At 63.5% G+C, this 25484-nt stretch carries 20 protein-coding genes, 1 pseudogene and 1 riboswitch; of the genes and pseudogenes, 12 read left to right on the plus strand and 9 right to left on the minus strand.

The genetic code is table 11. From position 1 onward, the window contains the following. Position 1 precedes the first annotated feature (1 nt). From DAD99_RS08990 to DAD99_RS09015, 5 genes are all read left to right on the plus strand, one after another. Positions 2-988: a glycosyltransferase family 2 protein gene (locus DAD99_RS08990; protein ID WP_193341244.1), complete on the plus strand. Its 987-nt coding sequence runs from the start codon at positions 2-4 to the stop codon at positions 986-988. Further along, positions 985-2292: a glycosyltransferase family 2 protein gene (locus DAD99_RS08995; RefSeq protein ID WP_185262022.1), complete on the plus strand. Its 1308-nt coding sequence runs from the start codon at positions 985-987 to the stop codon at positions 2290-2292. The genes DAD99_RS08990 and DAD99_RS08995 overlap by 4 nt, the downstream gene beginning before the upstream one ends. A gap of 2405 nt (positions 2293-4697) precedes the next feature. Continuing rightward, on the plus strand, positions 4698-5456 hold the full coding sequence (locus tag DAD99_RS09005; RefSeq protein ID WP_193341246.1) for a glycoside hydrolase family 16 protein: 759 nt from the start codon (positions 4698-4700) through the stop codon (positions 5454-5456). Next, on the plus strand, positions 5440-7419 hold the full coding sequence (locus tag DAD99_RS09010) for a hypothetical protein (RefSeq protein WP_193341247.1): 1980 nt from the start codon (positions 5440-5442) through the stop codon (positions 7417-7419). Before DAD99_RS09005 ends, DAD99_RS09010 begins: the two co-directional genes overlap by 17 nt. Further along, positions 7416-8426 carry an aminoglycoside phosphotransferase family protein gene (locus tag DAD99_RS09015; RefSeq protein WP_193341248.1) on the plus strand — a complete coding sequence of 337 codons (1011 nt, stop codon included), beginning with the start codon at positions 7416-7418 and terminating at the stop codon, positions 8424-8426. The genes DAD99_RS09010 and DAD99_RS09015 overlap by 4 nt, the downstream gene beginning before the upstream one ends. Here DAD99_RS09015 and DAD99_RS09020 read toward each other — a convergent pair. The 6 genes from DAD99_RS09020 to DAD99_RS09045 all read right to left on the minus strand — a co-directional run bounded on the left by DAD99_RS09020 (position 8423) and on the right by DAD99_RS09045 (position 17270). Continuing rightward, positions 8423-9874, minus strand: coding sequence for a lipopolysaccharide biosynthesis protein (locus DAD99_RS09020; protein ID WP_193341249.1), 1452 nt, complete (start codon positions 9872-9874; stop codon positions 8423-8425). The two genes, DAD99_RS09015 and DAD99_RS09020, sit on opposite strands and share 4 nt — an antisense overlap. Then, positions 9871-11037, minus strand: a complete 1167-nt coding sequence (locus tag DAD99_RS09025; RefSeq protein ID WP_193341250.1) for a glycosyltransferase — start codon at positions 11035-11037, stop codon at positions 9871-9873. Before DAD99_RS09025 ends, DAD99_RS09020 begins: the two co-directional genes overlap by 4 nt. A gap of 129 nt (positions 11038-11166) precedes the next feature. Continuing rightward, positions 11167-12282 carry a family 16 glycosylhydrolase gene (locus DAD99_RS09030; protein ID WP_193341251.1) on the minus strand — a complete coding sequence of 372 codons (1116 nt, stop codon included), beginning with the start codon at positions 12280-12282 and terminating at the stop codon, positions 11167-11169. Positions 12283-12285: 3 nt separating this feature from the next. Continuing rightward, positions 12286-12464: riboswitch (cyclic di-AMP (ydaO/yuaA leader) on the minus strand. Positions 12465-12587: 123 nt separating this feature from the next. Beyond that, positions 12588-13223, minus strand: a complete 636-nt coding sequence (locus DAD99_RS09035) for a NeuD/PglB/VioB family sugar acetyltransferase (protein ID WP_185262014.1) — start codon at positions 13221-13223, stop codon at positions 12588-12590. After that, on the minus strand, positions 13220-14383 hold the full coding sequence (locus tag DAD99_RS09040) for a DegT/DnrJ/EryC1/StrS aminotransferase family protein (RefSeq protein WP_193341252.1): 1164 nt from the start codon (positions 14381-14383) through the stop codon (positions 13220-13222). Before DAD99_RS09040 ends, DAD99_RS09035 begins: the two co-directional genes overlap by 4 nt. Positions 14384-14579: 196 nt before the next feature. After that, a complete protein-coding gene (locus tag DAD99_RS09045; protein ID WP_193341253.1) occupies positions 14580-17270 on the minus strand; it encodes a LuxR family transcriptional regulator in 2691 nt (896 codons plus the stop codon). 442 nt (positions 17271-17712) lie between these two features. Here DAD99_RS09045 and rpsF point away from each other — a divergent pair, with 442 nt between their 5' ends. The 6 genes and pseudogenes from rpsF (at position 17713) to DAD99_RS09075 (ending at position 20958) form a co-directional block, all read left to right on the plus strand. After that, positions 17713-18018 carry a 30S ribosomal protein S6 gene (gene rpsF, locus DAD99_RS09050; RefSeq protein ID WP_011693941.1) on the plus strand — a complete coding sequence of 102 codons (306 nt, stop codon included), beginning with the start codon at positions 17713-17715 and terminating at the stop codon, positions 18016-18018. 73 nt (positions 18019-18091) lie between these two features. Beyond that, positions 18092-18685 carry a single-stranded DNA-binding protein gene (locus DAD99_RS09055; protein ID WP_185262011.1) on the plus strand — a complete coding sequence of 198 codons (594 nt, stop codon included), beginning with the start codon at positions 18092-18094 and terminating at the stop codon, positions 18683-18685. Between the two features lie 128 nt (positions 18686-18813). After that, on the plus strand, positions 18814-19053 hold the full coding sequence (gene rpsR, locus DAD99_RS09060) for a 30S ribosomal protein S18 (protein WP_003800144.1): 240 nt from the start codon (positions 18814-18816) through the stop codon (positions 19051-19053). Positions 19054-19070: 17 nt separating this feature from the next. Further along, on the plus strand, positions 19071-19523 hold the full coding sequence (rplI, locus tag DAD99_RS09065; RefSeq protein WP_160676130.1) for a 50S ribosomal protein L9: 453 nt from the start codon (positions 19071-19073) through the stop codon (positions 19521-19523). Positions 19524-19743: 220 nt separating this feature from the next. Beyond that, positions 19744-20157 (plus strand): annotated as a pseudogene (locus DAD99_RS09070) (PhzF family phenazine biosynthesis protein); the annotation flags it as partial. Between the two features lie 174 nt (positions 20158-20331). After that, complete coding sequence (locus DAD99_RS09075; RefSeq protein ID WP_193341254.1) at positions 20332-20958, plus strand: FMN reductase; 627 nt, start codon at positions 20332-20334, stop codon at positions 20956-20958. 192 nt (positions 20959-21150) lie between these two features. On the opposite strand, the gene DAD99_RS09080 is transcribed toward DAD99_RS09075, so the two are convergent. Both DAD99_RS09080 and DAD99_RS09085 read right to left on the minus strand, forming a co-directional pair. Continuing rightward, positions 21151-21723, minus strand: coding sequence for a hypothetical protein (locus DAD99_RS09080; protein WP_193341255.1), 573 nt, complete (start codon positions 21721-21723; stop codon positions 21151-21153). A gap of 2 nt (positions 21724-21725) precedes the next feature. Further along, the gene (locus DAD99_RS09085; protein ID WP_193341256.1) at positions 21726-22181 is read right to left on the minus strand and encodes a hypothetical protein; all 456 of its coding nucleotides are present in this window, start codon (positions 22179-22181) and stop codon (positions 21726-21728) included. 686 nt (positions 22182-22867) lie between these two features. Here DAD99_RS09085 and dnaB point away from each other — a divergent pair. Then, complete coding sequence (dnaB, locus tag DAD99_RS09090) at positions 22868-24250, plus strand: replicative DNA helicase (RefSeq protein WP_058930676.1); 1383 nt, start codon at positions 22868-22870, stop codon at positions 24248-24250. A gap of 26 nt (positions 24251-24276) precedes the next feature. Here dnaB and DAD99_RS09095 read toward each other — a convergent pair whose 3' ends face one another. Beyond that, the gene (locus DAD99_RS09095) at positions 24277-25245 is read right to left on the minus strand and encodes an acyl-CoA thioesterase (RefSeq protein WP_193341257.1); all 969 of its coding nucleotides are present in this window, start codon (positions 25243-25245) and stop codon (positions 24277-24279) included. Between the last annotated feature and the right edge of the window lie 239 nt (positions 25246-25484).

Below are 25484 nucleotides of genomic sequence, written 5' to 3' on the forward strand. Positions count from 1 at the left end.
TATGGCACGTCCCACTGTATCGATCGTCATTTGTGCCTACACACAAAGGCGTTGGGACCTTTTGCTGGACGTCATCGAGTCCGTCAGGGCCCAAACGGTCGCGGCGCAGGAGATTCTGGTGGTGATCGACCATAACGAAGAGCTCTTCGAGCGGCTCATAGAAATTATCGACGACGTGACGGTGGTGGAGAGCACCGGTCCCCGGGGGCTTTCCGGGGCCCGGAATACCGGGGTCGGGCTGGCAGACTCAGACGTAGTGGCCTTCCTCGACGACGACGCTGAGGCGGCGCCGGATTGGCTGGAACGCCTGCTTGTCCTCTATGACGATCCTGACGTGCTGGCCGTCGGCGGGCGCGTCGAGCCGGTATGGGAAAAAGGACGCCCTGGCTACTTCGGTGAAGAGCTTGACTGGATCGTCGGATGCAGCCACCGCGGAATGCCCAAAGTGGCTTCCGAGGTACGGAATGTCATTGGTGCCAACATGTCCTTCCGGCTTGAAGTCCTTCGTCAGGTTGGCGGCTTCAACATTTCGCTGGGCCGTCAGGGCAGTCTGCCGCTTGGCTGTGAGGAAACGGAGATCTGCATCCGCTCCAAGATGGGCACACCTGGATCGCGCATCGTTTACGAACCTGCGGCGGTGGTCCGCCACCACGTTCCGGCGGAGAGGGGAACGCTGCGCTACATGCTGTCGAGGTCCTGGTCCGAGGGGCTCTCCAAAGCGCAGGTCAGCCAGATTGTAGGCCAGAAGCGGGCTCTCGGACCGGAACGGCGATACGTCCGCAGTACTTTGCCGCGCGCTGTATTTTCCGGAGTCCGTGACTGGAGCCGAGGCGATAACCCCCAGGGACTGGGTCGCGCGGGGGCCGTCATTGCCGTACTCGCGTGCACGGCCGCCGGGTATGTGCGCGGCAGGCGGATGTCCCATGTTGAGGGCCGCCCGCTGCCCAGGACCATACGGGTGGGCGCAGCGTGGAGGGAAGTCCAGTGAGCGAGCGTGTTGAGGAACTCATGCCCGTCGAGGAGCGGGCCGCCTTCATGCTGGCACCGGCCATGGAGAGTTCGCTTCCGCCGGAGTGGCAGGGAGCCCGCTGGATCGGTGCCCTTGACATGGACTGGCTTTCTGATCACACCCAATTGCAGCTGCTCAACCATGCCGGCTACCACCGTGCACGGTTGTTAGTACGCCAGGGGAGAGCGGTTCGTGGCTTCGTGGATGTGGAGGCACCTGTGGGGATAGTCCAGCGCGGGGTCCTTGACGAGGCTGTCGCGGCACTTCCGGCGGCTGCACCGGTGGCCCCTGGAGAAGCAATGCCGTCCCTCACTGTTGTTGTTTGCACACGGGACCGCTCAGCGCTGCTTAGAGAATCACTGACGGCGATAAGCCAGCTTGACTACCCCAATTTCGATATCCTGGTGGTGGACAATGCACCACGTACGGACGAGACCCGCAACATGGTGTGCGTGGAATTCAACGATCCAAGGATCCGGCTCATCACCGAGCCCGCCCCGGGGCTCTCGCGTGCGCGCAACGCAGGTCTTCGCAATGCACAAGGTGACATCGTCGCCTTCACCGATGACGACGTCGTAGTTGACGAGGCGTGGCTCCGCGAAATCGCGGCCGGTTTCGAACGCATGCCCGGGACGGCCTGCGTTACAGGGCTCGTGCCTGCCGGCGAGCTGCGTTCGCCGACCCAGGGATACTTCGATGATCGGGTCAGCTGGTCCAAAAGCGTGGCGCCGCGGGTCTACTCTTTCGCTGACCCGCCAGCAGGACTAGCGAAATTCCCCTTCTGTCCGGGCGCCTTCGGAACGGGAGCAAATTTCGCGCTGCATCGGATCACCGCTCTAAGCCTAGGCGGCTTCGATAACGCCTTGGGCGTTGGAACCCGTAGCGGCGGAGGGGAAGACATTGACATGTTCACCCGCGTGATTATTGCGGGGTACAGCCTGGTGGTTCAGCCGTCCGCGATTGTCTGGCACCGCCACCGTGATGGTCTTGACGAATTGAGCGCCCAGGCGCGCGGCTACGGGAGCGGACTCGGGGCCTGGCTCGCAAAGATTCTCCTGAATCCCCAGACGGCCCGGCTGGCCTTGGCCCGCATTCCGTTAGTCGCCTGGAGCTTCCTGCAAGATGCGGGCGCCTCACGTCGGCCACTGGCCGGGCGCAGCAAGTGCCGAGATTCCTGGGATCAACAACTCGCCCACGTTTTGCGGCTTGAGCTGTACTCGCTGGCTCGCGGACCGCTCAACTATCTGTTGGAACGGTGTGCGAGGACCGCCAGGAGGTTATGAAGCCCCGCAAACTGTTCATTTGAATCAGGCTGGACATTCAGTCACACCGACCCAGGAGGCCGCGCCGATGGCACTGCTCATCAACGATGATAATTCCCCGTCGCTGGCAACTGCCCAAGCGTCACCGAAGCAGCCGCGGCACCTCGACGCGGGGCTGGCCGTACTTGGAATAGTGGCGGCCCTCCTCATCCTGATGGACATCGGTGGCGGCTTCTTGGCTGCTTTTAAGCTGGTTGTCTGCCTGCTACTGCCTGGCTGGGTGGTCTTATCACGCCTTCCGTCTGCGGATCGGGCTTCCAGACTTGTCTGGATAGTGGCAGCCAGTGCGGTTACCTACACGGCAGTGGCAGTGGTGATGGCGTGGACCGGGTTGTGGTTTCCGCGCCAGGTGGCGGCAGCAACCGTCCTGGCCTCGGTGGGCTTCATCATCCTGAGGCCAGGCACCTACCTGCCGGGATCGTTTGTTCGCGGCGCGAGGCAAGGGGGACAGCCGGAGAGTGACACAGGAAAACGGGAGCAGCGCCGGCGCCCCCGNTCCATGGCGATGCTGCCTTGGTGGGCGCTCGCGCTGGCCGCGGCCCTCTGGGTCATAGGGCTGGCCACAGCCGGAACCGGCAGGCTCGGCGACTTCGGGCTATTGGCAGAGTTTCCGCTGGCCTGGTATGTCGCCGTGGGGCTCGTTGTTGCAACCTGTGCCTGGGGCTTGGTAGCTCGACGGACGTTCTCCACGCTGCTGATGAGCGTCTCGGTGTCCAGCCTCGTTGTAATGCTATACGCATCTGCTGGCCTGCTCGCCCAGGTTCCACGTTTTCCTTGGACCTACAAACATATGGCCGTCACGAACTTCATCACCGCGACAGGCACCGTGGATCCATCTATCGATATCTATAACCGGTGGCCGGGGTTCTTTGCGCTGAGCGCCTTTCTGGGCGAAGTGATGGGATATCGGACGGCACTGGACTACGCAGCGTGGGCAGAGACCGGCTTTGCACTGGTCGATGCGGTGCTCGTGCTCGCGATTGCGCGCACCATCTCCAACCGGGCGCGGATGTATTGGACTGCGACCCTTGTGTTTACGCTTGCCAATTGGGTGAACCAGAACTACTACTCGCCCCAGTCCTATTCTTACTCGCTTTATCTGGCGATGTGCCTTGTTGCCTTTACCTTCCTAAGGGGCGTTCCGGTCAGTTGGATGCTCCGTCTCGAAACGCGGATCCGACTTTCACGGACGGTGCAGCGGGCCAAGAGTGCGCGGTCCGGCGCTATGCCTGGTATATGGGAGGGGAATGTACCTCAGAGACAAATTTTAGCCTGTGTGGCCATCCTTGTACTCCAAGCTGTAATTGTGGTGAGTCACCAACTGACGCCTTATCTCGCACTCTTGGGTCTATTCCCGCTTCTTGTCTCTGGGTATTTCAGGCCGCGCTGGCTCGCGCCCGCGCTGGTTGTTCTGCCGCTGGCATATTTTATTCCGAACCTGGCATACGTTAAGGGAAAGTATGGTCTGTTCAGCGGATTCAATATCTTTAGCAACACCGGCTACCGCCCGCCACGCGGCGATCCGCTGGTCCTGGGAACTTGGGTACTGACAGGGCACACGCTGGCGCACCTGGCGGTTGTGCTTACACTGCTAACGGGGGTGCTGGCGGTTGCCGGATTCGTCCGCCGCCTGCTTCATGGTCACGTACGGACCACACTTGTTGTGGCCTGGCTCGCCTTCGCGCCGGCCCTGGGGCTGCTGGCTCAGTCTTACGGGGGCGAGGCGCGGTTCAGGGTTTTTCTCTTCGCCTTGCCCTGGCTCTCTATTGGCGTAGCATGGCTGTTCTGGTCCGGACCTGTCCGGACTCGTCGAACAGTCATTGGCGCCAGCGCAACCATCGTCACGATGGCCATGCTGTTCACTGTGGTGCACTTCCAGCCTGAGGCCGACTATCGCGTGTCCCAGGACGACGTCAGCGCCAGCCAGTGGCTAGACGAGAACACCAAGGCAGGCGACATTGTCTTTAAAACGAAGTACTTCTTCCCGTTGCTGGTGGGGCCCGACTATCCGCATTATCTCAAATGGGGAAGTGTGACGTCGCTGGTTGACTATTTCCGGCAAGCAAAAGGAAAAATCAGTGTTGAGGGCCTGCGGGCCTATGCTGACAGGCTCCGAGCGGCGGACAACAATTATGTGGTCATTACCGAAGAGCAAAAACGCCAAGCGGTGGAAGAAAAGCTTTTCGAGGCCCAGTACTTACCGGAACTGCAGCGTTTACTTGAGAACGGAACCGGCGTCGAGAATGTCTTCAGCAATACTACGGTCCGAATCTACCAATTCAAATCAGCGCCTTAACCTTGCCCGGTTTCGCAGGTTTGTCAGTTTATCCATCGGCGCGACAGCTGCACTTATCGCGGGGGCAATTGTGATTCCCTACCTGGCTGCGGAAAAACTCACAGAGAGGCATACGGAAATGCCCGTTGGAGATCTTCCGGGATGGAAACTGACCGGTGCCCAGGATTTTACCCGGCCAGCCGGCTCCGGAAGCGTTGGCGAGGTCTATGGTGCAGAGATGAGGGGATATGCCGGTTTCGCCGACAGCTCCGGCAGAGGGCTCTACGCGCCGGACGAGGTTCTCTCGGTAAGTCAGGGAAATCTTGACTACTTCCTCCATACGGCCGCAGGGTCCCCACGGGTGGCGAGCGTTGTTCCCTTCGGCTATACCGGTCAAACCTATGGACGGTACTCCGTGAAGTTCCGGTATGATTCCATGCCCGGCTACAAGGTTGCCTTTCTGCTGTGGCCTGTCAGCGATGACTGGAATGAAGGGGAAATTGATTGGCCGGAAGGGGGCCTGGATGGTGCCCTTTATGCTAGCTCGGCAATCAAGGGCTCCCGTGCCACCGGACCCATGAAATTTGACCCGCCCAACCGCGTCTATTCACCCGACGGGCCTGACGGATGGCATGTGGCCACCACTGAATGGACTCCGGGAAACGTCAAATGGTTTTGGGATGGACAACTCATCAGCCAGACAACGGACCCCGCCGGCGTTCCCGATACGCCGATGAGGTGGACGCTGCAGGTGGAGACCTCCGATCGCGCCAGCGCGTCGTATCCGTCTGCCGAAACATCCGGGTATCTTCAAATCGATTGGGCGGTGCAATATGCCTACACCCCCTAAAGCCGGGGGTCCTGTCCGCCCGGAACCAGATGCCGCGGGGGCTGTCGGGCTGCAGCAGGCGCCGGTCATCGAGCGCAACCTCAGAGCGGCCCTGCATGCCCTCGAGGCCACGGGACAGTCCTGGTTGTTGCTCCGGGGGCAAGACGACTTGGCGCGCCCCACTGGAGACGTGGACATTCTTGTGGCCAGCGACTTGTTGCCGATACTGGACGATCTGCTCCAGGCGGAAGGCTTCCGCCGTGTCCTGGCGCCCGGCCATGGCAGCCACTGGTTCTACTTCTGCTATTCGGCCACCGATGGCAGCTGGGTGAAGCTGGATATCGTCTCGGAGATCGCCTTCGGGCCCTATCAGCAGTGGCGGACTTCCCTGGCCCCGCAGTGTCTGGGCCGTCGCGTGCGCCGAGGTCCGTTGTGGCTCCCGGCACCGGCAGACCAGGGCTGGCTCCAGTTGCTCCACCTCTTCCTGGACAAAGGTCAAATCGCACCTGCGAGGGTGGACGCGGCCAGAAAGGCGGCCGAGGCCGCTTCGGCCTACGATTTCATTGCGTGCTTTGTCGACCACCGCATGGGACAAGGGACAGCGGCGGAAATACTGGCTCTGGTCCGGGCGGGCAACTTCAACCAAGTGCCGGCCACCGCGGCGTCGATGGCGTCCCGGTGGGCCGGCGGTAGGGTTGCGCCCCGCCTGACCGCTGCCAGGCATAAGGGTCTTCGCCTCTGTGGTGCCCGACTGCAAGGCAGCGGACCTGTCGTCGCAGTAATGGCGCCAGACGGCGCGGGAAAGACGACGCTGCTCCGCGGGCTGCAGGCTACCGTACCCCTGCCAATCAAGTATCTGTACATGGGCATGTGGGGAGCGGGCCCATGGGACGCCTGGTTGGTGAAGGTTCCGGGTGGCCGGAGTGCCAAGAAGGTGTACCGGATGCTGCGGGGCGGGTTGTTGGAAAGGTTCTACAGCTTAATGGGGCGCCTGGTGCTGATGGACCGTGTGCCCTACGACGCCCTGCTGCCCGGTACTGGCGCGGGGGGCATTTTGGAAAAGATGACCAACACTGTTGCCTTTACTTTGGTTCAACCCCCTGACCTCCTGCTCGTTCTTGATGTCCCTGGCCACGTTATGTTCAGCAGGAAGGGTGAACACTCCCCTGAGATCCTGGAAGGCTGGAGGCAGGCCTACCGGAAACTTGCTGGCCAGTTGCCGGGCAGCACTCTCATCGATGCCGCCCAAGGACCGGAGACGGTGCTGCGCCAAGCCACCGGGATCGTGTGGAACCAGGTCTCGCAGACGGCGGAGCCGGGGCCAGGTGTCGATCGAGAGTCCGGCGCCGGGGCCGGATCACCCGGCCAGGAACCATCCGGGACGCAAGGGACCGGCTCAGGCGCGATCGGAGCCCTCACATCGCACCTCTGGAGGCGGCTGGACTGGCGGTTCCTGCTCCCGGACCTGCAGGTCAGCAGCGTCGGGTACGGCGGCACCACCAGCCCGGAACTGAAGTCCGCGCTCCACCTGATCGATCCCGCAGCGGCAGCGGTAGCGCCCGGACGTGCGGATCAAGACAGCACCTACGGAGTTGTCCTGCTCAGCAACCCCGATCTGATGGACTTCAAGGCTGCCGCAGACGCCGTCAAACCTGGCGGCTGGATGTGCGTTGAAGTCCGGCGTTCTCTGTTCCGGCGGTCCGGACCCCGGACGCTGAAAGGCTGGAAACACGCCTTTATCCGCAGCGGTTACCAGGAAGTCAGCGCGTACTGGAATGCGCCGTCGCTGGACCGTACGGCCCGCATCGTTCCAGTGGATTCGGCTGCCGCTATCAGGAACACCCTTTCACTCCACAAGGATGTCCGTTTCGGCGCCGCCAAAGCCCTCGCCGCACGGCTGGCACTCATGCTCCATCTCTTTGACCTGGCTATTCCGGAAGGAACTGTCACGGGCCGCCGCCCCTCGGCGGAGGAGCCGCAATGACATTCGTTGACCGGTTCCTGGCAGAGCGCTATGAGGAGCTTCAGCTCGAAAAATACGGCATTGGCAGGCAGTGGGAGACCGTCCTGCTGACACCCAGATTCATCACGTCCCGGCACGTGGTGGCACTGATTTTCGCGGCAGGAGCGAGGGAGCCCAGCCTTGTGGTGAAGGTGCCGCGGCAGCCGGGCGAGAACGACAGCGTGCGGCACGAAGCCAAGGTTCTGAGGCAGCTCGGCGCCGGACCTGCCACCGGTGTCCCGCATGTGGTGACTGTCTGTGACGTCGGCGCCCACACAGTGCTCGTGGAAACCGCTGTGACTGGAGCCCCCCTTGATCCCCGGCTTGTGGTCGCGGACCTATCGGGCGCCGTCAGCGCGGGGACGGACTTTGTAGACGCGCTGCCGTGCACGCAGGCAGCAGCCCAGAATGACGGATGGTACGACCGGACCATTGGCGAGCCGCTGCAGGCTCTCTGCCGGCTGGTTGCGGACGAGCCGGAAACCAAGGAGCTGGTCAAACGCACTCACGAGCTTCTGGCGCCGCTGCACGACGTGCCGTTGCCCGCCATCGTGGAGCACGGGGACTTAAGCCATCCCAACCTCTTCCTTCGGGACAACGGAACCTTGCAGGTGGTGGACTGGGAGCGGGCCCGCACCGATGGTGTTCCGGGCCATGACCTGGTTTTCTACCTTCAGTACCTCAGCGAATCCACTGAACACGCATTCCATCGGGGCGCGCAGATAGCGGCCTTTGAGAAGGCGTTCGGCGCAGGCGGGTGGGCATTGGTACCGCTCGCCGCCCATCTGAGGCGTCGGGGGGTGGACGCCGGAGTGCTTCCAATGTTGGTTATTGCCACCTGGGCCCGGTCGGCGGCCACGCTTGCGTACCGACTGGACCGCCAGACGGGCCCTGGGCCCGAAACAGACCAGGTCCGCCTGGCAGTGGCCTCCGATCGGGATTTCTGGCTATGGCGGCACGTTGTGACAGGCGTGCTGCATGAGCGCTAGGCCCGGCGCGCAAGCTTCAGCAGTTCCCTGAGCAGGGCCGGGAATCCCAGCCGCAGAATGGCGTACACCAGCCCGATGGCCATGACCACCACGACGGCGGTGGTCATTATGGGACCGAGGAACGGAAGTCCCAGTGTGCCCAACCCGGCCACCCCAACAGCGGCCCCGCAGACCACGCCCGGGACGACGGCGCCGGCCAGGCGGCTCGCCCGGATCTTGATCACCCGGGCCGCGACAGCCTGCATGCCGCAGGCGAAAACAAACGCCACTGTCAACTGCGCACAGGCGACGCCGACGATGCCCCATTGGGCGGCGACGAACAGGACCGGCACGAGGATCACCAGCCGGGCCACGGAAATTCCGATGGAGAGGCCAGGGCGTCCAAGCGCCTTGTAGACGTCGTTGGCACCCGCGCCGAGGGACCGCACTGCTGCGTACAGGGCGAGGAAAACCAGCGGCAGCACCGCCTCGGTCCATTTCTGTCCGAAAAGCAGAGGCACCAGAACCGGAGCCAGAACCGCCAAGCCCACGCCGGCGGTCACCCCATACAGGGTCTGGATCTGGACACTTTTCAGGTATCCGCCGCGAAGCCGGTCTGGATCGCCGCGTACTTGGGCATAAAGCGGGAACAGGACCGTCGAGAGGACAAAGAAGACGTTGAGGATCAGGGCTTCGGGAAGCCGGAAGGCCAGTGTGTAGTAGCCCAAAGCCTGCGCGCCCAGCAGCAGACCAATGATGAGGTAGTCGACGTCGAAAATCAGGCGGGCAAGCAGACTGCTTCCCGCTACAGGCGCCCCGTAGGCGATGTTGGCCCGGAGAGCATCTTTGCCCACGCGCCAGATCTGCCAAGGGGCGTTTTTGCGGACCAGAAACCAGCAGGTGACGGCATAAGCAACGGACCCGGCCGCCGTACCCACGGCCAGTGACCACGCGCCGTTGCCCGCAAAGGCCAGGACCAGGGTCACGGTTCCCATGGTGGCAGCCCGGACCACGGGTGCCAGGGTCAGGGGCTTGAACTTCAGATCCCGTCGCAGCAGGGCTTCCGGGACCGCGCCGAAGGACGTGGCCAACACAGAGATCCCCAGTACTTGGACCAGTGGCCCCACACCTGGCAGATTGAAGAGGCTGGCAATCCACGGCCCGGCCAGGACGATGGCGGTGGCGAGCACACCACCGAGCAGCACGGAAATCAGCAGGGCGGACCGTGCCATGACTCCGGTTCGTGGCAGATAGACGAGCGCCTGGGCCACACCGGCGTCGGCAATGGTCTCGGCGTACGCCATAAGGACCAAGGCAAGCGCCACCAGGCCGTACTCCTCGGGGGACAGGAGTCGCGCCAGAATGATGGTGGTGATCAGAACGATTACCCTGCCGGAGATGAATGCCAGCCCCTGCCACACTGCTCCGCGGACGCCTGCGCGGGTTAGATCACCGGGAGCGAGGCTCATGCCGGGGACCTTCCGTGCAGGATGCCGGCGGAATCGGACTTGATTGCCTTGCCGATCTCATCCGCATATTCCTGGGCCACCGTCCGCCACGTTCGGAGGGAGGCTTCGTCCGCTCCCGGGCGGTGCCATCCGCGCGTCGTCAACCGCCGCACGATGTGATCGGCGAACTCCTGCGGGTCAGGTTCAACGGTGAGCAAAGGGTGGGCAGCTTGCTCGCGGGCGGCCACGGGCGTCGCAACGACGGGAAGGCCAGCGGCCAGGGCTTCCCGGACAGAGTTCCGGATGCCTACCCCGTGCTCATCGGGAAAGACGGCGACGTCGGCGGAGTGGAAGACCTCCAGGACCGACGGCACGTTGGCCAGGACATCCACCCTCGGGCCAGCCAGTGCGCGGACGGAGGGTGCGGGTCGTCGCCCGGCGAGTACAAACCTGGCATCCGGAACCTGTTGCCACACCAGCGGGGCAATTTTGTTGATCAGAACGCCCACGCTGTCGACATTGGGGCCGTAGTTCAGACTGCCGACAAAACAGGCCACGGGACTGCCTGCTGTGGAGGCCCGACGCGTCGACCGTTCGGCGCCGTTGGGGATACTCCTGGCGGGCCGCGCGAGATGCTCGGACCATGAGACGGCATCCTGGGCTCCGACGGTGAGGAGCCGCGCACGCGGCGGCAGCCTCCGCTCGGACCGCACGGCAAGGAATTCCCTGAAGCGGTATGCGGGCCACAGCGCGTGGGCGACGGATGTCTCCATCGCGGCACGGATGGACCATGGATCCACCGTCTGCAGGACCAGGGGCCCGGTTACGGAGTGGGCGAGAAACAGGGCATGCGGACCGTGGATCAGGGTGGCTTCGTGGGCAGCTGAAAGTTTAGCCGCGGTGGTGTGCGCTTTGGCGGTTGAGCGTTGGTGCTTTCCGAAGCCAGTGAGGCCTCCGAGAGACAGGATGGCGGCCCAGCCGCGTCGACGGGTGGGCATCACGTGCACGGTGTTGCAGCGAGTGCGAATTTCGGCCGGCACATCCACCGGCCCCGCGAAGGTTAGGAGCGTCACAGCTATGTCCGCGGGCAGGTTCCGCAAGACCTCGAACGGGATCATGGAACTGCCGTCCCCCAGCATGGGGTCGCGGTTGGGCACGCTTTCTGTGATGTACAGAAGCTTCATTGCAAGAGTTTACGTTGCGGGTGCGGTGTTCTGCCTGAATGGCGGCAACAACTGCGGCTTTACACAAAATTAAAGAAAGCGAACGACGGCAGGATCCTCCCGCCGTCGTCCGCTCACATGATGGCGGTACTACTTCCAGGCGCGCACGTAATCAACCTGGACCTGTGACGCGGCACCATAGGCAGCCGGGGAGCTGCCTGAGGCGCCGACGTTGAGGATGATGTACTGCGGTGCACCGCCGTCGTCGGTGGCGTAGGACTTCACCTTCACGCCGTCGAAGTAGACGTCAGCCGAGTTGGCGGTCCGGTGCAGCCCGAAGGTGTGGAAGTCGTTGCCCCAGTTGCCGGGAACCGTGCCCTGGTTGTGGGCGCCCGACGTCGAGTGGTAATTGACGGTCATCTTTCCGCTCAAAACCTCTGCGATGTCGTTCTCACCATTGGTAGGCCATTTCTGACCATTGGTCCAGAATGCAGGCCAGTTGTAGAGGTTTGTGCCGTCGCCGGGGAACCGGATCCGGGCTTCGACGTAGCCGGTGGTGAACTCGTAGCCAGTGGTGGCCCCGCCGCGCGGATTGGTTGAAACCAACGAACCTGAGGTCGCCGATTCAAGGGAGAGGACGAGGTTTCCGCCGCCCACGGAAACGTTGCTGGGGCTGGTGGTGACCTTGTTCATGGTGCCGCAAGTCGGGGCGAACCAGCAGTTTGACCATTTGGCGGTGTCAAGGGCAGTGCCGTTGAATTCGTCGGCGAAAGCCATTGTCCAAGCGCCGGGAACGCCCACCGGCATGGCGCCGGTAGTTCCGGTTGAGGCCAGCGGCGCCACTGCGGGCGCAGGTGCCGGAGCAGCAGCAGCCGTTGTCGTCGCTACCGGGGCGGGTGCGGGAGCAACCGCAGGCTCTTCAGGCGCAGGCGCAGGCGCCGTGGTCGGATCGGGGGAGGGGTCCGTGGCCGGCAGCGGTGCCGGAACAGCGTTGGTGTCGCGCTTGACCTGTCCCGGAGCCTGGTCACGCTTGGACGTGTCCGCGACGCGGCTCAATTCGGCACTCTGCGGTGCCTGGTCGGAGACCTGGCCGAGGGATACGACTCCCAGCAGGGCGGCAAGAGCGGCCGCGGTCAGCGACATGTTGCGCTTGGACTTGGCACGGACCGCGGACTTCTTCAGCACAGACCGTCGCTGGGTGGGCGACGCGGCTTCGTCAGAATATGGGCGCGCGTGAGTGCGCGGCTGATCATTGGATGCAGACATAAGTGATTGCCTCTCAACGCCTGCGGAGTTAGCTGTCGGGTTCGGATGAGGCCATCCGGCCGCGTAAAGCGGCTCCACCCCTAGGGTCGGCTTAATGCCGTGCCCGGACACTCTGGGTCCCCCGCCTCTGCCTAAATATGTTGTGGATTCCGGGCAGCGGCAGAGCTTGGCGTCTGCCCGGTTTCGGGCCTGGAAGGTCGGCCCACCTGATCGACCGTACACGACAGGATTCGATTAATCACAATCAGGTAACGGAACTCTCAGTTGCGGTGCGTCCCCTTGCGCCCGGCGGCAGGTGCTGTGTTCTAGCGCTGTTCGATGGGGTGGGCCGGGACGCCGACCCACGTTTCGCCATCGGGCACGTTGCTCAGAACGGCGGCACCCATACCAACCGTGGCGTAGGCCCCCACCGAAGTCCGTTCACGGACGCTGCAGTTCAGCCCGAGGTAGGCCGCCCGACCAATCCGGACTCCCCCGCCCAGCGACACGCCGGCGGCGAACGTCGCGAAGTCAGCCACGTCGTCGTCGTGCGTAAAAGTCACGGAAGGCATTGCCACAACATGGGTTCCGATCGTGACGGAGGCCGTTAGGGACACGTTCTTCAGGAGAATGCTGCCGCGGCCGATCCGGCAGCCCTCCGGGCACTCCACGGTGGGATCGATCGCAGTGGCGTAGCGGGCATCGCGCAGGCCCAGGGCGGCCAACCGTTCCACTACGGCTTCCCGGGACTTTCCGGACGCCAGGCACACCAGCACCAGCGCATGGGTGAACTTGGGGGCATCGTCAATGGTTCCCAGCACCGGCGCGCCGTCCACGGTGACGCCGGCCATTTCCCTGTTGTCGTCGAGCAGCCCGACCACGTCGTACTGACCGCTGGCACGGACCATGGTCAGAACTTCCCGGGCCAGCCCGCTGGCGGCGACCAGAACCAGTTCGCTCACCGGGGCATCCCGGCAGCGACCCGGACGCTGTTCATGACCCGGTTCAGGCTCACGTTGTCCAGACTGTGGAAAATAGGGAGTACCAGCGTCCGGTCGGTCAGCCGTTCAGTGTTCTGGAGCCCTGCGTTGCCCGTTCCGCGCCAGCGATAGGCAGGCTGTCGGTGCGCCGCCATGGTGCCGCGGCGGGCTGATATCCCGCCCTCGGCCAGGCGGGCCAGGAGCCCTTCACGGTCCGTCGCGAAGTTGGGTAGGACTTCAAGCCAGAATGACTGGAAGTTGGTGGTCCCGTATGGTGGATCGGCCACAAACCGGAGTCCGGATAGGCCGGAGAGGCCTGCCTCATACCTCGCGGCGATTTCCCGGCGGCGAGCCACTATCCCGGCCAATCTCCCCAGCTGCACGATGCCGATGGCGGCCTGCAGATCCGTCATCTGGTAGTCGAAGCCGACTTCGACATACACCTCCGGCGCAGTCGGGCGGGCCCTGCCACGGTCCGCCGACGGCACGCTCAGGGAGTGGCCGCGCAGGCTCCTGGCCCGGGCCGCCCAGTCTGCCCGGTGGGTTGTCAGCATGCCACCCTCGCCCGTGGTCACCAGGTTGTCCCGGTGGAACGACCACACGGCAATGTCCGCCCCCGTGCCCACGGGCCTGCCCTTGTATTCTGAGCCAACAGCCGAGCCGGCGTCTTCGATCACGAGGATTTCGTGGCGATCGCACAACTCGCTGACGGGGTCCAAGTCAACCGGCATGCCACCCTGGTCCACCACGATCACGGCCCGCGTGTCAAGGGTCAGTGCGGCCCGGAGCGCAGGTGCGGTCACGGTGCCGGTGGCCGGATCCACGTCGCAGAACACGGGCCGTGCCCCGACATACGTCACCGCATTCGCGGCGGCGATGAAGGCCAGCGATGGAACAACCACGTCGTCCCCGGGGCCGATACCGGCCACCACCAGGGCCAGGTGCAGCGCGGTGGTGCTGCTGGAGGTCGCCACCGCGTGGCGCACCTCCTGGACGGCGCTGAACTGCGTCTCGAACGCCTGGACCTTCGGCCCCTGGGTCAGCATGCCGGAGGCGAGGACCTCCGCCACGGCGCGGGCTTCGTCCTCGCCGAGCCAGGGTTCCATGACGTTGATGCGGGCCAGGACGGTTTCAGCCGTCATCTGGCACCGGCCTTCGCGGCGGCCGTTCTCATGTCCGAGTCCTTCCCACATTCGTCCAGGGGGTGCGCAGTTCGTACTGCAAAATTAGTCTGCCGGGTGCCGTTCCGGTGCGGAAAGCCGGCTGCCGTGTGGGCATCGGCCCGGATCATTGCGGGAACTGCGGGTACCTGCAGGGCGTTTGTGCCCGGTTGGAGGGCTAAAGGATGGAAAAGATTAGTGGTTCCTTGGCCTGTGTGGCTTCCATGCCGGCAGCGAGGGCCGTCAGCTGCGCGCGTGATTCCACCCCGAGCTTCCGGTAGATCGCGGTGAGGCGCACTTCTACGGTCCGGACGGAGACATACAGGGTGGCCGCGATTTCCTTGTTTCTCATCCCGCGGGCCACCATTTGGGCCAATACGCGTTCGTGGTCTGCAAGCATCAGGATCGCGGGGCTGACGAGCGCACCTGCTGATGCCACTCGTTCGTCAAGCAGCAGCGAGTCGACGTGCTGGGCCCAGGCGCGGGCACCAGCTTCGTCGAACATCACTTTCGCTCGGAGCAGTAGGTCCCGGGCGCTCCGGAGGCGGCCTAAGGTGCCAAGCCGCTCGGCGTAGCACAGCACGGTCCGGGCGCGTTCCAGCAGTGATTCCTGCGGGTTCCTGCCAGCGAGTGCGTCACTGAAAAGCTGCAGTGACTGTTCACCGTCCGCCAGCATGGCCCGGCTCCGGGCAACAGCCGTCATGAGCCACGGGGAACGCAGGCCCACTGCCTGGCTCTCCAGATGCCACAGTGCTTGGGCGGCTTCCCTGTGCCGGCCAAGCCTGACCAGGACTTCCACCAAATCGGCCGCGCACCGGAGCAGTGTTGGGTTGCTGAAGGCCTGGCCTATTTCCGCTGCCCGGGACAGCTGCGCGAACGCCTCGGCGAGGTTGCCGCGCATGAGGGCAAAATGGCCCTGGCACGCGGCCAGCTGCGCTGTGACCGCGGGATGGCTTTCCGCGCCTGAGAAGTGCTGGGATTCTGTTGTGTAGGCGCGGGCAAGTTCCTCGTCTCCGATCGCGTTGGCCCGCCAGATCCGGAAGACGTGCCGCATTCCCCGGTGATATTTGGATTCCGGTTGCGCGAGCTCAAGATCCTCGATCAGTCTCACCGCTTTCCGGACGTTGCCGGCACGGATTTCGTTGTCCACCGCGAGAAAGTCTGCGGTTTCGCGACAGTTGACTGTGTTTGCCTCCAGGAAGTTCCGCACCCGGGCGAAGGCCTCCTGGGCGGCAATGTGGTGTTCGGAGTAGCTCAGCGCACGACCCTGCACCAGAAGGACGGCAACTGTTTCGTTCCCGCCGTCGGGCCTGCGGCTCTGCTCCGGCTTCCCACTGATCACGTCGATGAGGTGCATGGCGCTCTCGGCCATGGCTAGGCCATCAGGGGCGGCGTGGTCCTTGAACTCGCTGGCGCACCGCAGCAGGCTGGTGGCGTCCGCAGGCTCCCAACGGTCCGCGTAATACAGTGCGCCGACCACGAGCAGGCGGTTTGCGAAGGCCGGATCATGCTGGCCGAGCTCCTTCACCAGCCGGATCACCATGCTGGAGCGCACGGCTCCTCCCTGCATGAACTGGATTTCGAAAGCGAGGCCGGTAAGGCGAAGGATCAGGGCTGGGTTCTGTGTGACGCGTTGCGCCCAGTCCAGGTAGCGCTTGGCGTAAACGAATTCTCCTCGGTTCAGCAGCAGTTCGGCTACCGTGGTCAGTCTCGCGGCCGTCTCCGCTTCCCACGGGTTGATGGTCAGTGCCCGTTCGATGTATTCCATGGCAAACGGCACCTCGCCGCTCCGGATCAGGTCAACGGCAAAGCGGAGCAGCCCAAACGGGGTCTGCCGCTCCAGGGCAGTAAAGCTCAGGTGCCAGCGGTGCGCGTATGGATCTGCGGTTTCCGCCGCTTCCGCCATGGAACGGTGGCCGGCGGTCCGCATTGCAGGCATCATTGCCGCATAGACGTAGCCCCGAAGCAACTGGTCCGGGATCCGCAGATGCGGCCCGGACCTGCTCACCATGCCATTTGCCAGCAGTTCGTCGATTCCGCCCCACAGCGGGTTGTAGGCCCCCTCCAAGGTGGCGATGTCACTGCGGCAGGACAGGGAAAGCAGGTTGAGAACCTGCCTCGCGACCGGCGAAAGCCCCCCCACGATGGCAGCGAACTCGGCTTCGAAACTACCCTTGCCGGGCAGTGGTACGGGCAGTGCGTATTTTCCTTCAGCCGCGCGTTCCAGCAACAACCTGAAAAGCTCGACGGCGGCGAGCGGGTTTCCCTTGGTGGCCGCCGCGACTGTGTGGACCGCCGCCGTCGCGGTCTGTCGCGAGGGGATGGCCTCCAGCATCAGGACCGTGTCGTTGTAGCTCAACGGCCCCAGTTGGAGGGCCGGAAGGGATGCGAACGGGCTGTCCGGCGATTCTTCGCGCGCGCTGGTGAATAGGACAATGTCTGTGCCGGACAGGCGGCGGGCCAGGAATCCGATCACAGCCTGGCTGCTGGGGTCCAGTTGGTCTGCGTCGTCAATGATAATGATGGTGCGTGAGGATGAGCGCTGGTGAAGTCCGTTCAGCAGCATCGTGGACACGGTGGGAACGCTCATGGCGCCGGTTGAATCCCGCAGCAGTTCGTCCGCGAACCGGCTGAGGACGGGATCATCGATGCCGTTCAACAGTGCGGTGAGGCCGGACAGCGGCCAGTCCGATTCGGACGAGCAGGCTCGCAGAACAACAGTCCGGTAGTCCGACAGGCGCGGGATTTCGGACAGTAACGCAGACTTGCCCATGCCGTGCCGGCCCACAATCGTCAGGGCGGACTCGGTGGGCCTGCGGATCACCGAGAGGATCCGGTCCAACTCTTTGGTTCGCCCTATTAACGACATGCGGTCCCCATCTGTTCATCGAAGGAGACCGCTGCTGCGTGCATTTCACATTTGACGAGGTCCGTCCGGTCATTTCGTGACCGTTCGGACCGGACTTTCTGGCCCCGTCATCGCGACCAGCACGGTACCCAGCCGTTGGATAGCAATATAGCTTCAGTCATGCTCCTGCACCAGCGAAGTCCCGGCGCTAAGGTACTCATTTTTGGGCCGCCTCTACTTGGGGAGTTATCCACATACTCGCATCCCGGCTTCCGCGCCCGTCCCAGGACGCTTAGCCTTGTGTCAAGCGCGAATCGCCTATCCGGTCCAAATGCACTAAGATATTGAAGTCTGTGCTGCGCCCTGCCTCCGTTTTGTTGGCCGGGCATCGCACGGCATCGCAAATGAACCTCCTGTTACGGAAATGCCGTAACCGCTTAGCCCAAAGGAGGTGGGTTCACATATGCGTCCTTACGAATTGATGGTAATCATCGACCCCGAGGTCGAAGAGCGTACCGTTGAGCCGTCGCTTCAGAAGTTCCTGAACGTCATCACCAACGATGGTGGAACCATCGAAAAGGTTGACATCTGGGGCCGTCGTCGACTGGCTTACGAGATCAAGAAGAAGTCCGAAGGTATCTACGCCGTGGTGAACTTCACCGCCAAGCCGGACACCGCCAAGGAACTTGACCGCCAGTTGTCTCTTAACGAGACCATCATGCGCACCAAGATCACCCGCCCCGAAGAGCAGAAGGTCGTTGCTGAGTAATTTCAGCTCCAATTTTCATTCTTTACCCCGCAGGATCGAATTCTTCACCCAGGATCGAACAAGGAGGCAGTAGATGGCAGGCGAAACCACTATTACGGTCATCGGTAATCTAACCAATGACCCGGAATTGCGGTTCACACCGTCAGGTTCGGCAGTAGCGAACTTCACCATCGCTTCCACCCCGCGCACCTTTGACCGCCAGTCCAATGAGTGGAAGGACGGGGAAACCCTGTTCCTCCGCGCGGCGGTATGGCGTGAAGCAGCCGAGAACGTTGCCGAGTCCCTCACCAAGGGCATGCGCGTGATTGTTTCCGGCCGTTTGAAGAGCCGTTCCTACGAAACAAAAGAAGGCGAAAAGCGCACCGTTATGGAGCTCGAAGTCGATGAAATCGGCCCGAGCCTGCGTTATGCCAATGCCAAGGTCAACCGCACCCAGCGCTCCGGCGGTGGGGGTGCCGGAAACGGCGCTCAGGGTGGCTTCGGCGGCGGCAACAGCGGCGGTGGCTTCGGAGGCGGCAACTCTGGTGGAAACCAGGGCGGCAACTCCGGTGGAAGCTTCGGTGGTGGCAACCAGCAGGCTGCACAGGAGGATCCCTGGGCAACGCCCGGCGTCTCCAACGCAGGCGGTGGCTGGGGCAACGGCCCCGATTCCGAACCTCCCTTCTAAACCAATCATCTAGGCCCGACGCCGGGACCGCCGAAGGTGCCGCAAGGCACGTGACGTGACTGCCGCCGTCGGACCACCACCATCCCGTGGATCAATATCCACGGGCTCCATAGAATAGGAGCTCCACGATGGCTAAGGCTGAACTCCGTAAGCCCAAACCAAAGTCCAACCCCTTGAAGGCCGCTGACATCACTGTCATCGACTACAAGGACGTAGCATTGCTGCGCAAGTTCATCTCCGACCGCGGAAAGATCCGCGCCCGTCGCGTCACTGGCGTCACGGTGCAGGAACAGCGCAAAATCGCCCAGGCAATCAAGAACGCCCGCGAAGTTGCACTGCTGCCTTACTCCGGCGCTGGCCGCGGTTAGGGAAGGGATTAACTAACATGGCAAAGCTCATTCTGACCCACGAAGTAACCGGTCTCGGTGCTGCTGGCGACGTTGTCGAGGTCAAGGACGGTTACGCACGTAACTACCTTCTGCCCCGCAACTTCGCCCTGACCTGGTCCAAGGGTGGCGAGAAGCAGGTTGAGTCCATCAAGACTGCCCGCGCCGCCCGCGAGCACGCTTCCCTGGAAGATGCTCAGAAGCAGGCCGCTGCACTCTCCGCCAAGCCGGTCAAGCTCGTCGTCAAGGCTGGCGAGACCGGACGCCTGTTCGGCACCGTCAAGCAGGCCGACGTCGCCGACGCTGTTGAGGCCGCTGGCCTTGGCCGCATCGACAAGCGCAAGGTTGAACTGCCGACTCACATCAAGTCGGTTGGTTCCTACCAGGCCAACGTCCGCCTTCACGCTGACGTTGCCGCTGTGATCGAACTCAACGTAGTTGCAGGCAAGTAGCCTTTCCGGCTAGGCAGCCTCAAACTGCACGAGAAACCCCGTTGCCGTCACCGGCAACGGGGTTTTTCTGTGCCTCACGCCGAGGCCAGGTCGTGCGCGGCTCTGCCATGATTCGGTCGTAGCCGCCGAAGCCCACCATCGTCGGACCCCATATGAAGGCTTCCCTCGCAGAGCACGGCTCACGTGTCAGCCAGGCCGCCCGTAAAGATAGCCTGCGGCGGTGAACCAGTATTCATCCCCCGCGCGCCGCCGTCGTCCGTTCACCCAGGTGGACGTATTTACGGACGAACCCTACCGGGGCAATCCGCTCGCGGTGGTTCTTGACGCCGTGGGTCTCAGCACGGAACACATGCAGCGCTTCGCGAACTGGACGAACCTCTCGGAGACCACCTTCCTGCTGCCGCCGACGCATCCCGATGCCGGCTACCGTGTCCGCATCTTCACCGCCCACGAGGAGTTCCCCTTTGCCGGGCATCCCACGCTGGGGTCGGCGCACGCGTGGCTTGAGGCCGGTGGCGTCCCGAAGCGGGACGGGGTCCTGGTCCAGGAATGCGCGGCCGGCCTGGTCCGCGTGAAGCGCGACGGCGGACGGCTGGCATTCGCTGCCCCGCCCCTGACGCGCTCCGGTCCCGTGGCGCGTCCACGTAGAAGCTCTCGGCGAAGACGTCCGGGTGTGCGGCAGTTCCACCACTTGCATCACCGGCACGGTGGAGCTGTAGAGCCGGTGGAATAAACGCGGACAGTCGCCGGTTACCCAATTACATGCAAATACATGTAACATAGGCTGTACCGAATCTCAGGAGTCCAAGTGGAAACCCGCCGCATCACCGTAATATCCGCCGGCCTCGGTGTGCCGTCCTCAAGCAGGCTGCTCGCCGACCAGCTCGCCGCTGTGGCGGAGCACCGCCTCGCCGATGCCGGTTTTGAGGTGACGGTTGAGATCGTTGAGCTCCGCGACCTCGCGGTGGACATCGCCAACAACTTCGTTACCGGCTATGCGGCCCCGCGCCTGACGGATGTCATTGCCGGCGTGGAGGCTTCCGATGGCATCATTGCCGTCAGCCCGGTGTTCAGTGCCTCCTACAGCGGCCTGTTCAAGTCCTTCATCGACGTCCTGGACCCCAAGTCCCTGGAGGGGAAGGCTGTCCTGCTGGGTGCCACCGGCGGTACGGACCGCCACCAGATGGTCCTTGAGTACGCAATGCGCCCGCTGTTCAGCTACCTGCGCACCCGGATGGCCGCAACGGCTGTTTTCGCAGGCCCCCAGGACTGGGGAAACACGGACGACGGCGGCTCCCCCCTATCGTCGCGGATTGACCGTGCTGCGGCTGAGTTTGCCGCCCTCCTGGCGGGGGATCAGTCAGCCCGCAAGTCGGCGGCCCTGGAGTCCCTTCCGTTCGAGCAGCTCTTGGCGGGCATTTCCGGCGGACGCTAGTGCGCGGCCGTCCCCTACCGCCGCGCCGGTCCCGCCGGTGATCACGGCTGCCGAACTGTTCGGTCTCCCCGGTCAATGACCGGAACATGAGGTGTCCTGTGAATTCAATTGACCTGAACATGGGCGAACGCAGCGGCTGGGTCCCGGGGGTCCGGGAGTGCGGGCGTCCTGAAGCGCAGCCGCCCAGGAGCCCTAGTCGTCCAGGAGGGCGATGAACTCGCGTGCCTGCTTCAGGGTGATGTCCGAGTGCTTGGTCAGGGCAGTGGCGGCGCCTTCGGTATCTCCACTGCGCGCCAGCGTGCGGATGCGGCCGTAGATCTCGTCGTTGAGCATGTTGCTGCTGACCTCACGCGTCACATCGCCCTTGCTGGCAATGGCGCGGTAGCGGTAAGGGAATCGCTGGGGCGTGTCGTCGTCGTCGGGCTCTGCCTCCGCCGCTTGAGCGGCGGGGCTGCGGTAGGCCTGCGGATGGGCGGCCAACGCCCCCACCGCGTCCCGGGAGGCCCGCAGGCCTTCTCCTGTGGCCTCGTAGTACAGCTTGATGGCCGCCATAGCCTGTCCCTGGGCAATCAGCGCATACAACCTGCGGTGCTGGTCCTCAGAGAGCTTGGCGGCGGCCAGGCGGGCCACCTCAACCGGATCCGGCGCGGAGGCGGTCCCGGCCTGCCTGACGGCCGCCTTCCGCCTGCTGACGGACCGGGCTGCCAGTGCGACTCCGGCGGCTACGACCGCAAGGATGATGACGGGGATCACGAGCGATTCCATTTCTAAAGCCGATCTACATACTTTTTGGCTGTCGCCAGGTCGGTGTGGGTTGCCTGGCGGAGGAGTTTGATGGCCTGGATCTTGTGCCCGTCGTGCGCCATCGTCTGCAACTGCATTGCCAGCTGAGGGTCCAGAATCCCGCCGGGCAGCGCCGCATAGCCATACTGGCCGGCGCCCGCGCCGGACTGCCCGCGCCGGGCCGCCCGGGCGTGGTCTTCCTGCTGCGATTGCTGCTGTTCGTTTTGGCTGGGCCGGGTGTTGGCTTCGAGGCGGGCACGCACGGCTGTTGCCACGCGCACCTGCTCGGCATAGTGCTCCGCCGAGCGCCTCGCCAGGTCCTGCTGGTACTTCTCGGCGTCGGAGGTCCCGGAATCACGCGGTCTGAGGGCCGTCGTAAATGCCCAGATTATTGCCGCCAACACGCCGGCCGGCAGAAAAGCCATCAGTACGTCGCCCATAGTCAGAGCTTATGCCAGATGCCCGTTATCCACAGCACATTCCTGCCGTTGCATACAGTCGATTCGCTGTGGCGTCAAAATATGCCGGGCGGCGTGTGCAGCATCACCAATAGGGCATGAATCGGCGGCCTAGGCGCCCGGAGGGGCGGAACTTTCAACAGCGCCGCGCTGAAAGCTGTGGACGAAGGTTGGGAAAAAAAGAATTTCGTCCACATCCTCGACAAACGTTTTCGCAGGTCAGACGCCTGCATCCGGCGAAAGTTTTTTTGTTTCCACAGGTTCACCCACAGGCTGTGCACAAGCTATGCCTGTTAGTGCACAGGTTATCCACAGGCCTGCGGGCTAGTGGGCTTGGCCGCTGGGGCGGGGGCGGCTACCGTTGCGGGATACCTGCTTGTGGGGCGCTGTGACGCCGTCGCGGACATATGCTGTCGTCGCAGTGGAGGCCTTCGGCCCGGCCACTGGGGCACATTCTGTGGATAACTTGCGGAACATGGGGATAACTCCCCGCGCGCTGCGCAGACTCCGCTTTGCACAGACTTCAATGGGGCCGCCGGGATTCATTGTCGGTGGCCGCTGATAGACCTGAACGATGCCGTCCAGTGGAGGTCCCGCAGGATGGCGCCCGGCAGGTAAATGACTTACTCGCCGCACTATGACGCGGCACACTATGGAGGACGGCAGTTTTGTCAGTAACGCACCTGGACTCGATCGAGGGTACCCGCGGATCAGAAGGCAGCCGTAAACCGCCACAGGACATCCCCGCCGAGCAGTCCGTCCTCGGCGGCATGATGCTGTCCAAGGATGCCATCGCGGACGTTGTGGAAATCCTCCGCGGCCAGGACTTTTACCGGCCTGCGCACGAGACCATCTACGAGGCGATCATCGACCTCTACGGCCGCGGCGAGCCTGCAGATGCCGTTACAGTCTCGGACGAACTGACCAAGCGCGCGGAGATCAACAGGATCGGCGGGCCCGCCTACCTGCATGAGCTCATCCAGACCGTCCCCACGGCCGCCAATGCCGGCTACTACGCCGAGATCGTGGCAGAGCGCGCCATTCTGCGGCGGCTGGTCAATGCGGGCACCAAGATCGTCCAGCTCGGATACGGCTCCGACGGCGAGGTGGAGGACCTGGTCAACCAGGCGCAGGCTGAGGTTTACGCTGTGGCAGAGCGGCGCACAGCAGAGGACTACGTGGTCCTCAAGGACGTCATGGAAGCCACGGTGGACGAGATCGAAGCGTCCGGACACCGCGGGGAAGGCATGACCGGTGTGCCCACCGGGTTCTACGAACTCGACGAACTCACCCACGGGCTGCACCCCGGACAGATGATCGTCATCGCCGCCCGCCCGGCAGTTGGGAAGTCCACGTTCGCCCTGGACTTCGCCCGCTCGGCGGCCATCAAGAACAACCTGGCCACGGTTATGTTTTCGCTCGAAATGGGCCGGAACGAAATTGCCATGCGCCTGTTGTCCGCCGAAGCAACCATCGGTCTGCAGGATCTTCGCAAGGGCACCATCAAGGACGAACAGTGGTCCAAGATCGCCACCACCATGGGCCGGATGAATGATGCCCCGCTGTTCATCGATGACAGCCCGAACATGTCGTTGATGGAGATCAGGGCCAAGTGCCGCCGCCTCAAGCAGCAGCATGACCTGAAGCTCGTGATCCTGGACTACCTGCAGCTCATGAGCTCCGGCAAGAAAGTGGAGTCGCGCCAGCAGGAAGTCTCCGAGTTCTCCCGTGCGCTCAAGTTGCTGGCCAAGGAACTCCAGGTCCCCGTCATCGCCCTCTCGCAGCTCAACCGTGGCTCCGAGCAGCGCCAGGATAAGCGGCCCATGGTCTCTGACCTTCGTGAATCCGGCTCCATCGAGCAGGATGCGGACATGGTTATCCTGCTCCACCGTGAAGACGTCTATGACAAGGAATCCCCGCGTGCGGGCGAGGCCGACATCCTGATTGCCAAGCACCGTAACGGCCCTACCAAGGACATCGTGGTGGCATTCCAGGGTCACTACTCACGCTTCGCCAACATGGCGGCCGACGCCGGCGGCAGTGGCTTCTAGGACCCTTACTGCCGGGGCTGGCTGGCTCAGCCCTGCCCCAGCAGGTGGTTGGGCAGCCGGTTCCCTGGTGCGGTACCACGGATTTCGAGCAGTTCGCGGGCGTGGGCATGCAGCCGTGTATCTTCTGCCGAGACCGGCACCCAGCTGGGGACGGGGACCGAGTTGCCGTCCGCGTCGCGGGCCACCATCACCGTAAGGCAATATGTGGTGAGGTCCAGTTCCTTGCCCTTCGAATCTCCGGAGCGCACATGTACCGCAATGTGCATGCCTTTGGTCCCGGTGTAAACCAGCCTGGCCTCGACCTCCACTACGTGGCCGATCAGCAGGGGCCGGTAGAAGCGAACGCCGCCGGAGAAGACCGCCACGGCGTCCATGCCACAGTAGCGGGACGCGCAGACGTAAGCGGCTTCGTCGATCCACTTCATCACGATTCCGCCGTGCACTTTACCGCCCCAGTTCACGTCCGTGGGGGACGCCATGAACCGCAGCGTCACCCGTTCGGCGGTCCCCGCGGCGGTATATGCCTGGGCGTTCATAGCTTCGACAATGCGTTCACGGACCTTGATCCGTGCCAGGGCGTGGTCCCGCTGTTCAATCTCCGCTGCCGTGGCCGGTTCGAACTGTTTAACCGGTATCGGATTGCCGTCGTCGCCGACAGCCACAAAGATCACCATGCACTGGCTGCGCATTGTGGCCGGCCCGCCCTTGGGATCGCTTGACGAGACGACGGTCCGGATGTGCATGGAGGAGCGTCCGGTGTAGACGATGGTGGCTTCCACCTCCACCATGTCGCCGCTGTTCACCGGGTCCGCGAAGTGGATGTTGCCCACGTAGGCGGTGACGCAGTAGGACTTGGCCCAGCCCACGGCGGCAGCGTACGCGGCCTTGTCCACCCATTCGAGGACGGTCCCCGCATCCACCGAACCGCTGTGGCCCACATCCGTGGGGGCGGCCAGGAAGCGGAGGGTTACGGAGTTGGCTGCGGTCTCAGTCATGCTGCGATCTTACTGAGACGCAGTGTTAAGGGAGGGTCGGGGCTGACACATATTCGCAAAGGAACTGCCCCCGCCCGCCGTTTGGGCGGACGGGTCAGTTTCGTCTGTGTGGCTGCTGTTGCTTACTTTCCGCCGGTGTAGGTGATATCCGGCTGCGCGGGCAGTTCCATGCACACCCCGACAAAGAAGCTTTCCTGGTACTGCGCACGGCGACCATGGGCATTAGCATATCGCCGCAC

It is taken from the genome of Pseudarthrobacter sp. AB1, assembly GCF_014926485.1.
Lineage (GTDB): Bacteria > Actinomycetota > Actinomycetes > Actinomycetales > Micrococcaceae > Arthrobacter.

Coding starts and splice junctions, on each gene's coding strand:
- DAD99_RS08990 (WP_193341244.1), top strand. CDS start 2: ATGGCACGTCCCACTGTATCGATCGTCATTTGTGCCTACACACAAAGG.
- DAD99_RS09010 (WP_193341247.1), top strand. CDS start 5,440: ATGCCTACACCCCCTAAAGCCGGGGGTCCTGTCCGCCCGGAACCAGAT.
- DAD99_RS09015 (WP_193341248.1), top strand. CDS start 7,416: ATGACATTCGTTGACCGGTTCCTGGCAGAGCGCTATGAGGAGCTTCAG.
- DAD99_RS09020 (WP_193341249.1), bottom strand. CDS start 9,874: ATGAGCCTCGCTCCCGGTGATCTAACCCGCGCAGGCGTCCGCGGAGCA.
- DAD99_RS09025 (WP_193341250.1), bottom strand. CDS start 11,037: ATGAAGCTTCTGTACATCACAGAAAGCGTGCCCAACCGCGACCCCATG.
- DAD99_RS09030 (WP_193341251.1), bottom strand. CDS start 12,282: ATGTCTGCATCCAATGATCAGCCGCGCACTCACGCGCGCCCATATTCT.
- DAD99_RS09040 (WP_193341252.1), bottom strand. CDS start 14,383: ATGACGGCTGAAACCGTCCTGGCCCGCATCAACGTCATGGAACCCTGG.
- DAD99_RS09045 (WP_193341253.1), bottom strand. CDS start 17,270: ATGTCGTTAATAGGGCGAACCAAAGAGTTGGACCGGATCCTCTCGGTG.
- rpsF (WP_011693941.1), top strand. CDS start 17,713: ATGCGTCCTTACGAATTGATGGTAATCATCGACCCCGAGGTCGAAGAG.
- DAD99_RS09055 (WP_185262011.1), top strand. CDS start 18,092: ATGGCAGGCGAAACCACTATTACGGTCATCGGTAATCTAACCAATGAC.
- rpsR (WP_003800144.1), top strand. CDS start 18,814: ATGGCTAAGGCTGAACTCCGTAAGCCCAAACCAAAGTCCAACCCCTTG.
- rplI (WP_160676130.1), top strand. CDS start 19,071: ATGGCAAAGCTCATTCTGACCCACGAAGTAACCGGTCTCGGTGCTGCT.
- DAD99_RS09080 (WP_193341255.1), bottom strand. CDS start 21,723: ATGGAATCGCTCGTGATCCCCGTCATCATCCTTGCGGTCGTAGCCGCC.
- DAD99_RS09085 (WP_193341256.1), bottom strand. CDS start 22,181: ATGGGCGACGTACTGATGGCTTTTCTGCCGGCCGGCGTGTTGGCGGCA.
- DAD99_RS09095 (WP_193341257.1), bottom strand. CDS start 25,245: ATGACTGAGACCGCAGCCAACTCCGTAACCCTCCGCTTCCTGGCCGCC.